The sequence below is a fragment of the Pantoea sp. CFCC18179 genome, assembly GCF_059412405.1.
In genome coordinates this window covers 63,426-77,384 of sequence record NZ_JBNBPM010000009.1, presented here as the reverse complement: position 1 = coordinate 77,384, position 13,959 = coordinate 63,426, and the positions used below count along the sequence as shown (strand labels likewise).

The following is a 13,959-nucleotide window of genomic DNA, read 5'->3' as shown; positions in this document are numbered from 1 at the left end:
GCCCGAAGGCTCCTTAGTTCATCAGGCCAGACGGCCGTGACACTGTTTGTATTTTTTGCCGGAACCGCATGGGCAAAGGTCATTACGACCCACTTTACGTTCTCCACCTTGCGCAGCTAACGCTTCAGCGGCTGCTGTTGCATCATCGACGTGGCTCAGTCGCTGCTGTTGTGCTAAACGCTCGGCTTCTTCACGACGCTGCTGCTCCATCGCTTCAACTTCTTCTGGCATGCGTACCTGAACCTTGCTCAGCGTACTGATCACTTCGTATTTCAACGACTCCAGCATCGAAGCAAACATCGCAAAGGATTCACGCTTGTACTCCTGCTTAGGATCTTTCTGCGCATAACCACGTAAATGGATGCCTTGACGCAGGTAATCCATTGCCGCCAGATGCTCTTTCCACAATGAATCCAGCGTTTGCAGCATCACGCCTTTCTCGAAGTTACGCATCATTTCTGCGCCAACCACTTCTTCTTTCGCTGCATAGCTCTCCGCCGCGTGGCTCATAATGCGTTCGCGCAGCGTCTCTTCATGCAGATCAGGCTCTTTATCCAGCCATTCAGCGATTGGCAGATTCAGATCGAAGTCATTACGCAGACGCTCTTCCAGACCGGCAACGTCCCACATTTCCTCCAGCGATTGCGGCGGAATGTAGGTATCGATAGTGGTTTTATAGACGTCTTCACGAATGCTGTTGATGGTTTCTGACACGTCAGACACATCCAGCAGTTCGTTACGTTGGCTGTAGATAGCGCGACGTTGATCGTTCGCCACATCATCATATTCCAGCAGCTGTTTACGAATATCAAAGTTACGGCTTTCGACTTTACGCTGGGCGTTGGCAATCGCTTTGGTCACCCAAGGATGCTCAATCGCTTCGCCTGGCTTCATACCCAGTTTACGCATCATGTTAGAGACGCGATCCGACGCAAAGATACGCATCAACGCATCTTCCATCGAAAGATAGAAACGGGATGAACCGGCATCACCCTGACGGCCCGCACGACCACGCAGCTGGTTATCGATACGACGAGATTCGTGACGCTCCGTACCAATAATGTGCAAACCACCCGCTGCCAGCACCGCGTCATGACGCAGTTTCCACGCCTCTTTCATGGCCTGAATCTGCTCTTCGCTTGGCTCATCCATCGCGGCAAGCTCAGCCTGCCAGCTACCACCCAACACGATATCGGTACCACGACCGGCCATGTTGGTAGCGATTGTCACCGCAGCAGGTTGACCCGCTTGCGCAACAATATCTGCTTCACTGGCGTGGAATTTCGCGTTCAGTACGCTGTGTTTGATGCCTGCACGCGTCAGTTCATTCGAGACCACTTCCGATTTTTCAATCGAAATTGTACCTACCAATACTGGCTGGCCGTTGGCGGTGCAAGCGCGGATATCTTCGATGATCGCGTCAATCTTCTCTTTCTCGGTCATGTAGACCAAGTCAGCCATATCTTTACGCACCATCGGACGGTTAGTAGGTACCACGATAGTGTCGAGTTTGTAGATGGAGCTAAACTCGAACGCTTCGGTATCTGCGGTACCGGTCATGCCGGCCAGTTTTTCATAGATGCGGAAGTAGTTCTGGAAGGTAATGGAAGCCAGCGTTTGGTTTTCGTTCTGGATTTCCACGCCTTCTTTCGCTTCAACCGCCTGGTGCAAACCATCTGACCAGCGACGGCCTTGCATGGTACGACCGGTGTGCTCATCGACGATGACGACTTCACCCTCTTTAACGATGTAATCCACATCACGGGTAAAGAGTGCATGCGCGCGCAATGCGGCGGTTACGTGATGCATCAGCATGATGTTGGTTGGTGAGTAGAGCGACTCGCCTTCTTCCATGATGCCTTGGCTGACCAGCAGCTCTTCGACTTTAACCAAGCCGCGCTCGCTCATGTGTGCCTGGCGCGCTTTCTCATCGACCCAGAAATCGCCTTCGCCCTGGAAGGTGTCAGAGTCTTCTTTATCCTGACGAACCAGATGCGGGATGATCTTGTTAACTTTGGTATACAGCTCAGAGCTATCTTCCGCCGGACCCGAAATGATCAACGGGGTACGCGCTTCATCGATCAGGATTGAGTCGACCTCATCCACCAACGCATAGTGCAGTTTACGCTGTACACGCTCTTCAGGGCTGAACGCCATGTTGTCACGCAGGTAGTCAAAGCCGTATTCGTTGTTGGTACCATAAGTGATATCTGCAGCGTAGGCTGCACGCTTCGCCACGGCTGGCATGTTCGGCAAGTTGATGCCAATGGTCAAACCGAGGAATTCAAACAGCGCACGGTTGTTTTCGGCGTCACGTTGCGCCAAATAGTCGTTGACGGTAACAACGTGCACGCCTTTACCACTCAACGCGTTGAGGTAAGCCGGTAACGTTGCAGTCAGCGTTTTACCTTCACCGGTACGCATCTCTGCGATGCAACGCTCGTTTAACACCATGCCGCCAATCAGCTGCACATCAAAGTGGCGCATACCAAATACGCGCTTACTTGCCTCACGTACAGTGGCAAAAGCTTCAGGAATCAGACTTTCAAGGCTTTCGCCTTTTTTTAGGCGCTCACGGAAAAGATCGGTTTTTGCTTTCAGTTCATCATCGGAGAGCTTTACGAAATCCGGCTCCATCTTGTTGATGATGTCGACGACTTTACGCATACGACGCAGAGTACGATCATTGCTGCTGCCAAATACTTTGGTTAACAATTTGATTAACATGATAAATTTTTCTCAATTCAGCCGTGATCTCACGGACTGCGAAATCTAAAACAGGATGCGGAAAAAACGTTAGCAGTTAAGCGTTGAAAGGTCCGGCACGAATGCCGTGAATAGCGGCCTGCCAATCAGCAGAAGAATGGATTTGCGTTTGATGATGTTGCAGGCTTTGCTGCGGCTCAACCTCAGTCAGAGACTGTGCCGGTGAGGTCAAAAGTGCCTGAAGCGAACCAATCAGCGCCAGCTTTTGCGCTGCTAACGGGGCTGCCTGGCTGGCTTCCGCCTGCACTGGTGGCGTCATGCTAAAGGAGAGATGACGAATAACCGTGCGGATCGCATGCTGGTGCCAATAATCGACGTTAACATTAGGTCGACGCGCGCTTTCTTGCAGGCGAATCAGATGATCGAAGTGAACAACATTGCCGACAAACAGACTGCTGATTGGCGAATCGGTCGCCGTGGGCTCAGAGCTTTGCGCGCACGCAGGCAAGCCAAAACTGGCCGCTACCATCCCCAACAGGAGATGAGGCCAGAAATAGCGTCTGCCTAATTGTCGCCAGCGTGAGAAAATCCCGATCACAATCCGTCCACAATGCATTGAAAAAAGGTGTAAGCCGTTGCAGTAATTTGCAATACCCAGCTTATATGAGCGCAAGATGATAGCACTTATGTAGTGCTTCGACACCAGCGATTAAAGGGCTTACGGCGGATTTCACGTTTTTTTGTACAGGGTTTCGCCAGTCACGACAGCGAAATGAGATCGATTTTGCAGGATTAAATGCGAGGCAATAAAAAACGACAGGTTCCACTGACCGGAGAGGGTGTCAGCGAAACCTGCCATTTACGTCTGGATTATGCCAGAACTAAATTTGGTGCTTTGAATGCCAGCGGCAGTTCAGCTTCGTCTTCGAAGGTTGCCCATTCCCAGGCTTCCTGCTGTGCCAGAACCGCTTGCAGCAACTTGTTGTTCAAGGCATGACCTGATTTAAACGCAGTAAATGCGCCAATCACATTGTGGCCACACATGAACAAGTCACCGATCGCATCCAGCATTTTGTGACGAACAAACTCATCTTCAAAGCGCAGACCGTCTTCGTTTAATACGCGGAAGTCATCGAGGCCAATCGCACAATCTAAACTACCGCCCAGGCACAGGCCTTTAGACTGCAGATATTCGATTTCACGCATAAAGCCAAAAGTACGCGCACGGCTGATTTGACGAACAAATCCTTCAGCCGAGAAGTTAAGCTGATAACGCTGCGAGCTTGAGTCGATCGCTGGATGTTTGAAGTCGATAGTGAAGTCGAGTGAGAAACCGTTATACGGTTTGATCTCAGCCCACTTGTCGCCATCTTCTACACGCACCGTTTTCTTCACACGCACGAATTTCTTCGCGCTGTTCAGCTCTTCGATGCCTGCATCCATCAGCAGATAGACAAAAGGTGCGGCACTGCCGTCCATAATCGGGATTTCCGGCGCATCAACTTCAACAATAATGTTGTCGATGCCCAAGCCCGCCAATGCAGCGTTCAAGTGTTCAACTGTAGAAATACGCACGCCTTCATCATTCACCAGGCAAGTACTTAGCATGGTGTCGCGCACATATTTTGCATCAGCCGGGAAATCAACCGGTGGATTCAAGTCAGTGCGACGATAGATGACCCCGGTATTAGCCGACGCAGGGCGTAAAGTCAGCGTAACTTTCTTGCCGGTATGTAAACCGACACCAGTCGCCTGAACGATACGTTTTAATGTCCTTTGTTTGATCATCGCTTTATCTCGCAATATTACCCTTCCGACCGCCAGTATAAATTACCGGCGGGCGAATACTTTAGCACAAAGAGCGGAGAATCCCAATTCTCAGGATATTCTTAGTCCGCCTGCTTACGCAGGAAGGCTGGAATGTCCAAATAATCAGGTTCTTTGCTAGATGCTGCCGGTTGGTCATTGACCACTTTAGCCGCAGGTTTCTGCTCTTGCGGCAACGGCGCCATGCCGTGCTGCTGATAGCGATGATCCATCACTGGCTGAGTCGCTGGCTTGTTGGTGACCAAGGTAATTTCTGGGCGCTTATCCATGCCGATACCGGTCGCAACCACGGTGACACGCAGTTCGTCGTTCATCTCTGGATCCAGAGAAGTACCGATTACCACGGTAGCGTTGTCAGACGCGAAGGCGCGGATAGTGTTACCCACGGTTTCGAACTCATCCAGACGCAAGTCGAAGCCCGCAGTGATGTTGACCAACACGCCGCGCGCGCCAGACAGATCGATATCTTCCAACAGTGGAGAAGAGATCGCCATTTCTGCTGCTTCTTCTGCACGGTCTTCACCGCATGCCACGCCTGAACCCATCATGGCGTAACCCATTTCTGACATCACGGTACGTACGTCCGCGAAGTCAACGTTCATCAAGCCCGGACGGGTGATCAGTTCAGCGATACCCTGCACCGCGCCTTTCAGCACGTCGTTAGCCGCGCCGAACGCATCTAACAGAGAAATACCACGACCCAGCACCTTCAACAGCTTGTCGTTTGGAATAGTGATCAATGAATCGACATGCTTAGACAACTCAGCGATACCCTGCTCAGCAAAAGCCATACGCTTTTTGCCTTCGAAGTTGAATGGCTTAGTCACCACCGCTACGGTCAGGATACCCAAATCTTTGGCCACTTCAGCAACCACTGGTGCTGCACCGGTACCGGTACCGCCGCCCATGCCTGCTGCGATAAACACCATGTCTGCACCATCCAGCGCAGCACGCAGTGCTTCGCGATCCTCTTCTGCAGAGTTACGGCCCACTTCTGGGTTCGCACCTGCACCGAGACCTTTAGTGATGTTGGTCCCGATTTGGATCGTCTGGCCGACCGCTGTCTTACGCAACGCTTGCGCGTCGGTATTCACAGCGAAGAATTCCACACCTTCGATACGCTCGCGTACCATGTGCTCTACGGCGTTGCCACCGCCACCGCCGACGCCGATGACTTTAATCACCGCGTCATTGGTTAATTCCATAGGTTCAAACATGATTTCTCTCCGTTATGTGCCTGTCGCCTGGAGATCATAAACATTGCCAGCATGATCTCCTTTTTCAAAAATTAAAACTCTTTCTTCAGCCAACTGTTGATTCGTTTAAACCAATTGCCCACTGAAGCACGTTTTTCCGTTTCCGCATCACCGTTCATGTGTGACTCTTTGCCATAATGCAGCAGGCCAACTGCCGTCGAGTAATACGGCTCCTGTGCATAATCCGTCAGGCCGGTGATGTTAAGTGGCTGTCCAATGCGCACTTGTGTGTGGAACACACGTTGTGCGCAGGCTGCCAAACCTTCAATCTGCGCCGCACCACCGGTCAGCACGATACCGGCCGCCAGATGGTGTTTCACGCCTTGCTGGCGCAGCTGCTCCTGTAATTGCAGAATCTCGTCGTTGACCAGATTCAACAGTTCGGTGTAACGCGGCTCAATGACTTCAGCCAGCGTTTGACGCTGCAGGCTACGAGGTGGACGTCCACCTACGCTCGGCACTTCGACGTTTTCGTCTTTGCCGACAATCGAGCCCAATGCACAACCATGACGCACTTTAATCGCTTCGGCGTCGGTTGGCGGCGTACCAAATGCATACGCGATATCGCTGGTCACCACATTCCCAGCATACGGGATCACTTTGGTATGACGCAGCGCGCCGCCGGTATACACGGCGATATCCATTGTACCGCCACCGATATCAACAACACAGACTCCCAGCTCACGTTCATCTTCAGTCAAGACTGAAAAACTGGATGCCAGTCCGGCAAAAATCAGTTGGTCAACTTTCAGGCCACAACGTTCAACGGCTTTAACAATATTTTTCGCCATGTCGTTGTGGCAGGTGATCAAATGCACTTTCGCCTGCATACGCACGCCAGAAAGTCCCACCGGATTTTTAATGCCTTCCTGATAATCGATGGCATATTCCTGAGGAATAACATGCAGGATACGATGTTCATCGCGTACGCGAACGGATTTCGCCGTATGCACTACGTTCTCTACATCATCCTGAGTCACTTCCTCTTCCGAAATCGGAACCATCCCGATTTCGTTCTGGCAACTGATATGTTTGCCCGATAATGCAAGGTAGACCGATGAAATCTGGCAGTCTGCCATCAATTCAGCTTGGTCGATGGCGCGTTGTACGCATTTCACCACCGACTCAAGATCGTTTACCCCGCCTTTATCCATGCCGCGAGACGGGCAACTGCCCACCCCAATAATATTGACCATACCATCGGGCAGAATTTCCCCAACCAGGGCGGACACCTTCGCGGTGCCAATTTCGAGTCCTACTACCAGTTTTCTGTCCGTTGCCTTGATCATTGTGGTTTAGCCTGTGCCTGGTTCTGTTGCTGATTACTGTCCTGTGGCTCTATCGGTGCTGCTGCCCAGCCTACTGCGGCGCCAGAGTCGTAACGCAAATCAACATAAGTAATGCGTTTATTTTGACTCTGGCCCTGCTGCTGCAGATCCGGATAAAGCTCAATAAAACGGTTCAGACGCTTCATGGTGTCGCTACGTCCCAGCTCAATGCGCACATCATCACTGGTCACCAACTGCCATGAGCGCCGCGCCGTCATTGACGCGACCTTCAGGGTAAACTTGTTAGCCTTAAGCACATCACTCATGGTGTGATAGCCGGCTAACACCTCATTTTCACTGCCTTCCGGGCCATACAACATTGGCAAAGTTTCTTTGCCAACATGGCTAGCCGGAACGCTGAAGGAGACGCCATCGGCGTCCACCATGTGCGAGTCGTTCCAACGTGCCACAGGAACGTACTCCACCAAATTTATCTTCAGCTCATCAGGCCACTGCTTACGCACACTGACCTGCTTAATCCAGGGTAGGCGCTCAATCTGCTGCTGGAGGATATCCACGTTTTGCGACATGAACGTCCCCGGCGCGCCGAGCGACAAAATAGCCTGGCGAATATCATCGTGCGTGGTGTAGTGGGTTTGCCCGGTCACCACCAGCTTCGAAAGCGGCAAGCGCGACGCGTCATTCATCCACTTCAGCACCACGAGGCCGCCGGCCACCATGACGCCCACCACCATCAGCAGGAACACGATGCCAAACAGTCGCGCACCGTTGCTGCGCCCGGAACTCGCACGTTCCTGGGGCTCATTCTTGCGTACACGTATCGCCGCCTGAGACATATCAGTCAGCCAGCTCCAAAATACGCGCCACCAGCTGCGGGAAACTGTATCCCGCCTGCTTCGCCGCCATTGGCACCAGGCTATGGCTGGTCATGCCCGGCGAGGTGTTCACTTCCAGCAACTGGAAATTACCGTCGCCATCCGCCATCACATCCACACGGCCCCAGCCGCTGCAACCCAATGCGCGCCAGGCTGCCCAGACTAATTTCTGCAATTCTGCTTCCTTCTCCGCGCTCAATCCGCTCGGGCAGAAGTATTCAGTATCGTCAGAAATGTATTTAGCTTCATAGTCATAGAACTCGCTGGCGGTTTTTATTCTGATTGAAGGCAGAATTTGCTCGCCTACGATGCCGACTGTGTACTCTGCACCGCTAAGAAATGCTTCAATCAGCACGTCATCATCATGACGAAACGCCTCTTCCAGCGCAGCAGGTAACGCATCAGCGTGATTAACGCGACTGATGCCTACGCTTGAGCCTTCGCAGCTTGGCTTAACGAACAGCGGCAAACCCAAAGCTTCAATGGATGCGATAGTTTCAGCATCCAAACCCTGCTCATGCTGCTGGCGCGTCAGCCAGACAAATTTGCCAGAAGGTAATCCCCTGCCCTGCCACAACAATTTGCTGCGCAGTTTATCCATGGTGATAGCGGAAGCCATCACGCCGCTTCCGGTATAAGGCAGTTGCAGGAATTCGAGCACCGCTTGCAAGGTGCCGTCTTCACCGCCACGACCGTGCAAAGCAATAAAGGCTTTGGCAAAACCTTGCTGTTTCAGTTCGAGTACCGAGACATCGCGCGTATCGACGGCATGGGCATCAATGCCCATTTCACGCAGTCCGGCCAGCACTGCAGTGCCAGACATCAACGAAACTTCGCGTTCAGCTGAGGTGCCGCCCAGTAATACCACCACTTTCTCAGTCATGGCGCGCCTCCGTCTTTACCGCAGGCTGCAACTGGTTATCGGCCAACTTACGCGCAATTTTTCCGATGTTGCCTGCGCCTTGCACGATCACCAGATCATCACCGGATAGCAGCGGCGCCAGGGCATCAGGCAGTGCGTCATGCTCAGAAACCAAAATCGGATCAACCTTGCCGCGATTACGAATTGCGCGGCACAGAGAACGGCTGTCCGCTCCCGGAATTGCGGCTTCGCCCGCCGGATAGACATCCAGCATCAGCAAAACATCAACCTGCGACAGCACATTGGCGAAATCATCAAACAGGTCGCGGGTACGCGTATAACGATGCGGCTGGAACACCATCACCAGCTTCTTGTCCGGCCAACCGGCACGCGCGGCTTTGATGGTGACATCCACTTCGGTCGGATGATGTCCATAATCGTCCACCAACATCGCGCTGCCTGCATTGCCGTTGACCGCAGCAGTATCAAACTCGCCGAGCACATCGAAACGGCGCCCAGTGCCCTGGAAGCTCTCCAGCGCAGCCAAAATCGCGTTATCTTCAATACCTTCTTCGCTGGCAACTGCCACTGCTGCTGCCGCGTTTAACGCGTTATGACGACCCGGCGCGTTCAAGGTTACTTTGAGCACCGGCTTATCCTGACGGATCAAGGTGAAGTGCCCTTGCGCGCCACGCTGCTCGTAATTTTCAATGCGCACATCCGCGTCATCGCTAAAACCGTAGGTGGTCACCTGGCGACCAACGCGCGGAATCAGATCACGGATCACCGCATCATCAACACACATCACTGCACGACCGTAGAATGGCAAGTTGTGCAGGAAGTTGATGAAGGTCTGCTTCAGGTTCTCGAAATCGCCCTGATAGGTATCCATATGATCGGCTTCGATGTTCGTGACAATCGCCACCATCGGTTGCAGATGCAGGAATGACGCATCGCTTTCATCCGCTTCCGCGATCAGGTAACGGCTGCTGCCGAGGCGCGCATGCGTTCCCGCCGCTTTAACCAGGCCACCATTGACGAAGGTTGGATCCATGCCGCCTTCGGCATAAATGCTGGTGACCATCGCGGTAGTGGTGGTTTTACCGTGGGTACCCGCAACCGCGATGCCGTGACGAAAACGCATCAGTTCAGCCAACATCTCAGCGCGACGAATCACCGGAATACGCTGCTCACGCGCAGCGACCAGTTCAGGGTTATCCTGCGCGACCGCCGTCGATACCACCACCACGCTCGCGTCGGTGACGTTTTCCGGGCGATGATTGAAGTAAATCGTGGCGCCCAGCGAGGCCAGATGCTGTGTTACCGGGTTCGGTGCCAGATCAGATCCGCTAATGTGATAACCTTCGTTCGCCAACACTTCGGCAATACCGCCCATGCCAGCACCACCGATGCCGACAAAGTGAATGTGCCGGACGCGACGCATCTCGGGCACAATAGAACGCAGTTTTGCCAATTGTTGTGTATTCATCTGTTTCAATTACCTGTTTTTCCCGTTTGTGCCGTTTTAGGGCACAGGCCAAATCAACTGGCCGATTAACTATTTCGCGACGCGCGCCACTTCTTTGGCAACCCGATCGGTTGCATCGGGGATCGCCACCTGACGGGCTTTTTCAGCCATCGCCAACAAGGTGCCACGATCCCAGTTACGCAGCGTGTCCGCTACCACAGCTGCGGTGAACTGCGGCTGCTCGAAAATTTTGGCTGCGCCCGCTTTTTCCAGCGGCAATGCATTCCAGTACTGCTGACGATCTTTGTGCTGAAACGGCACAAAAATCGCCGGTAAACCTGCGGCAGCCACTTCGCTGACCGTTAATGCACCGGAACGACACACCACCACATCCGCCCACGCATAGGCTTCGGCCATGTCATCAATAAACTCGGTGACTTTGTGCTGCGGCTGCCCGGCATCACGATACGCCTGCTGCACGATGTCTAATCCACCTTTGCCAGTTTGGTGCCACAACGTAATCGCTTCGCCCAACTCAGCGGCCACTTGCGGCAATGTCTGGTTGAGGATGCGCGCGCCCTGACTGCCACCAACGACCAGCACGCGAATCGGGCCAGTACGGCCACTCAATCGCTCCGCCGGCAATGGCAGCGCTAATACATCAGTGCGCACCGGATTACCCACCACTTCAGCGGTTGGGAATGCGCCCGGAAACGCCTGCATCACTTTAGTGGCAATTTTCGCCAACCACTTGTTGGTCAATCCAGCGATGCCATTCTGCTCATGCAGCACCACCGGAATACCGCAGCTCCACGCGGCTAAACCGCCCGGTCCCGACACGTAACCACCCATGCCCAGCACCACATCCGGTTGCCAGTGTTTCATGATGCGACGCGCCTGACGCCACGCATTAAAGATGCGTACTGGTGCCAGCAACTGCGCTTTTACGCCTTTACCGCGCAAGCCGCTGATGCGGATAAAATCAATCTCGATGCCATTTTTTGGCACTAAATCCGCTTCCATACGGTCAGCGGTTCCCAGCCAGCGTACCTGCCAACCTTCTTCCATCAGGTGATGGGCAACGGCCAGACCGGGGAACACATGTCCGCCAGTACCGCCTGCCATGACCATCAGCCGTTTGCCACTCATCGAACACCTCGGGTAAACGCCTGCGCTTTCGCCAGACGCGTTTCGTAATCTATGCGCAATAAAAACACGATGGCGGTCGACATGATGATCAGACTCGAACCACCGTAACTGATCAGCGGTAGCGTCAGACCTTTGGTCGGCAGCATACCCGCCGCCGCACCAACGTTAACCAGCGCCTGGAAGCTAAACCACACGCCAATTGAGCAAGCGAGGAAGCCAGAAAAGCGCTGATCGATCTCCAGAGCACGGCGACCAATCGACATCGCGCGAAAAGCGACGAAGAATACCATCAACAGCGCCAAAACCACACCGACATAACCCAACTCTTCACCGATGATCGAGAAGATAAAGTCGGTATGTGCTTCCGGCAGATATTCCAGTTTTTGTACCGAATTACCTAAGCCCTGGCCCCAGAACTCGCCGCGACCAAACGCCATCAAAGACTGCGTCAGCTGATAGCCACTGCCGAACGGATCTTCCCACGGGTTCCAGAAAGAGGTCACACGGCGCATACGGTACGGTTCCGCGATAATCAGCAGCACCACGGCAAAAATACCTGAGCCGATGATGGCTAGGAACTGCCACATCTTCGCGCCCGCGAGGAATAGCATCGCCAACGTCGTAACGAACAGCACTACCACGGTTCCGAGGTCCGGTTGCGCTAGCAGCAACACCGCCAGCACCACCATGACGCCCATTGGCTTACAGAAGCCCCAAAAGTTGTTGCGCACTTCGTCCACTTTGCGCACCAGATAACTGGCGAGGTAGCAGAACAGCGTCAGCTTTGAGAGCTCTGCCGGCTGAATTCGCAGCGGGCCAAGCGCAATCCAGCGCGATGCACCGTTTACCGAGCTACCCACCACCAACACGATCAGCAACATAACGACTGAAACCATCAGCATCACGTTGCTGTACCGCTGCCAGAAATCCATCGGGATGCGCAATGTCACCAGCGCCATACCGAATGCCAGGGCGATATAGAAGGCATCACGCTTAGCAAAGTAGAACGGATCTTCGTTGAGACGTTGCCCAACCGGCATTGACGCAGACGTCACCATCACAAAACCGATTAACGCCAAACCAAAGGTCAGCCACAGCAATGTGCGATCGTACAGCACCACTGGCGCGTCTTCGTTGTCACGCGCACCCATCACCCAATCGCGTAAACGCACTGAAAGATAGCTCGCAATACCAGAACCCGGAATGCGCATCAGCTCAACTCCTTCGCCAGTTGCGCGAACTGATCGCCACGCTGTTCAAAGTTACGGAACTGATCAAGGCTGGCGCAGGCTGGCGACAACAGCACCATATCGCCGGGTTTCACCTGTGCAGCAATTTGCGTCATCGCCTGCTGCAGAGTTTCCGTGCGAGTTGCAATTTCCGGACGCAGCGCGGCAAGTGCATCGCCATCGCGGCCAAAACAAAACAGCTTAACGTTATCGCCCTGCAGATAACGCGCCAGCGGGCTGAAATCAGCCGCTTTACCATCGCCACCCAGCAGCAGCCACAGCGTGCCTTTCACCTGCAAACCATTGAGCGCCGCTTCAGTGCTGCCCACATTGGTGGCTTTCGAATCGTTAATCCAGCGTACGCCGTTGGCTTCATGTACCAGTTGGAAACGGTGCGCGAGGCCAGTAAAAGTGGTTAACGCTTTGAGGCTGGAAGCGCGCGGAATATTCACCGCATCGGCTAATGCCAGCGCCGCCAATGCGTTGGTGTAATTGTGCAGACCAACCAACGTCATCTCATCGGTATTCAGGACTTTCTCGCCCTTCGCACGCAGCCAAGTGCTGCCCTGCTGCTGATTGAGGTGGTAATCGCCCAAGTTGATGCCAAAACTGACGCAACGTTGATCAACACCGCGCACTGGCATCGTCATGCCGTCGTCTGCATTCACCACGCAGAGGCTAGCGTTTTCATAAATACGCAATTTTGCCGCACGGTATTGCTGCATGCCGAGCGGATAGCGATCCATATGATCCTCAGTCAGATTGAGGATCGTTGCGGCAGCTGCTTTCAAGCTGTGCGTGGTCTCCAACTGGAAGCTGGAAAGCTCCAACACGTAAAGTTGTGCTGGGGATTTCAGCAGCGTCAACGCAGGCAAACCAATGTTGCCGCCAACGCCCACCTGCCAACCTGCGGCGCGCGCCATTTCACCCACCAGCGTGGTGACCGTGCTTTTGCCGTTAGAACCGGTAATCGCCACAATCGGTGCCTGCGCTTCGCGACAGAACAATTCGATATCGCCGACGATTTCGATGCCAGCATCCGCAGCTTCACTTAATGCCGGATGAGCCAAGGCGATGCCAGGACTGGCGATAATCAGATCTGCTGCCAGCAACCAATCGCTGTTGATACCACCAACATAGCGCTCCACCGACTCTGGTAACTTGTCCAGACCCGGCGGTGAGACACGGGTATCCATCACGCGCGGCGTAACGCCTTGCGCGAGGAAGAAATCAACACAGGACAGGCCAGTGATGCCTAATCCAATGATGACGACTTTTCTGCCCCGATAGTCAGCCAT

11 protein-coding genes are annotated in these 13,959 nt (G+C 53.6%); all 11 read right to left on the bottom strand.

What is annotated here, in order from left to right; genetic code table 11:
* Positions 1 to 21 precede the first annotated feature (21 nt).
* The 11 genes from secA to murD all read right to left on the bottom strand — a co-directional run bounded on the left by secA (position 22) and on the right by murD (position 13,959).
* Positions 22 to 2,727 (bottom strand): preprotein translocase subunit SecA, encoded by a 2,706-nt coding sequence (secA, locus tag ACPUC7_RS17085; protein ID WP_494923805.1) that lies wholly within the window; start codon positions 2,725 to 2,727, stop codon positions 22 to 24.
* A gap of 76 nt (positions 2,728 to 2,803) precedes the next feature.
* Positions 2,804 to 3,304, bottom strand: a complete 501-nt coding sequence (gene secM / locus ACPUC7_RS17080; RefSeq protein WP_494923804.1) for a secA translation cis-regulator SecM — start codon at positions 3,302 to 3,304, stop codon at positions 2,804 to 2,806.
* 272 nt (positions 3,305 to 3,576) lie between these two features.
* Positions 3,577 to 4,494 carry a UDP-3-O-acyl-N-acetylglucosamine deacetylase gene (gene lpxC, locus ACPUC7_RS17075; RefSeq protein WP_343554636.1) on the bottom strand — a complete coding sequence of 306 codons (918 nt, stop codon included), beginning with the start codon at positions 4,492 to 4,494 and terminating at the stop codon, positions 3,577 to 3,579.
* 101 nt (positions 4,495 to 4,595) lie between these two features.
* Positions 4,596 to 5,750 (bottom strand): cell division protein FtsZ, encoded by a 1,155-nt coding sequence (gene ftsZ / locus ACPUC7_RS17070; protein ID WP_008108602.1) that lies wholly within the window; start codon positions 5,748 to 5,750, stop codon positions 4,596 to 4,598.
* A 71-nt stretch (positions 5,751 to 5,821) separates the two neighbouring features.
* Positions 5,822 to 7,078 (bottom strand): cell division protein FtsA, encoded by a 1,257-nt coding sequence (ftsA, locus tag ACPUC7_RS17065; protein WP_007888634.1) that lies wholly within the window; start codon positions 7,076 to 7,078, stop codon positions 5,822 to 5,824.
* Positions 7,075 to 7,914, bottom strand: a complete 840-nt coding sequence (gene ftsQ / locus ACPUC7_RS17060; protein ID WP_494923803.1) for a cell division protein FtsQ — start codon at positions 7,912 to 7,914, stop codon at positions 7,075 to 7,077. The genes ftsA and ftsQ overlap by 4 nt, the downstream gene beginning before the upstream one ends.
* A 1-nt stretch (position 7,915) precedes the next feature.
* Positions 7,916 to 8,836 (bottom strand): D-alanine--D-alanine ligase, encoded by a 921-nt coding sequence (locus ACPUC7_RS17055; RefSeq protein ID WP_494923802.1) that lies wholly within the window; start codon positions 8,834 to 8,836, stop codon positions 7,916 to 7,918.
* Positions 8,829 to 10,304, bottom strand: coding sequence for a UDP-N-acetylmuramate--L-alanine ligase (gene murC, locus ACPUC7_RS17050; protein ID WP_343554721.1), 1,476 nt, complete (start codon positions 10,302 to 10,304; stop codon positions 8,829 to 8,831). Before murC ends, ACPUC7_RS17055 begins: the two co-directional genes overlap by 8 nt.
* Before the next feature lie 69 nt (positions 10,305 to 10,373).
* Positions 10,374 to 11,432 carry an undecaprenyldiphospho-muramoylpentapeptide beta-N-acetylglucosaminyltransferase gene (gene murG, locus ACPUC7_RS17045; RefSeq protein ID WP_494923801.1) on the bottom strand — a complete coding sequence of 353 codons (1,059 nt, stop codon included), beginning with the start codon at positions 11,430 to 11,432 and terminating at the stop codon, positions 10,374 to 10,376.
* A complete protein-coding gene (gene ftsW, locus ACPUC7_RS17040) occupies positions 11,429 to 12,643 on the bottom strand; it encodes a cell division protein FtsW (RefSeq protein ID WP_494923800.1) in 1,215 nt (404 codons plus the stop codon). The genes murG and ftsW overlap by 4 nt, the downstream gene beginning before the upstream one ends.
* Complete coding sequence (gene murD / locus ACPUC7_RS17035; protein WP_494923799.1) at positions 12,643 to 13,959, bottom strand: UDP-N-acetylmuramoyl-L-alanine--D-glutamate ligase; 1,317 nt, start codon at positions 13,957 to 13,959, stop codon at positions 12,643 to 12,645. Before murD ends, ftsW begins: the two co-directional genes overlap by 1 nt.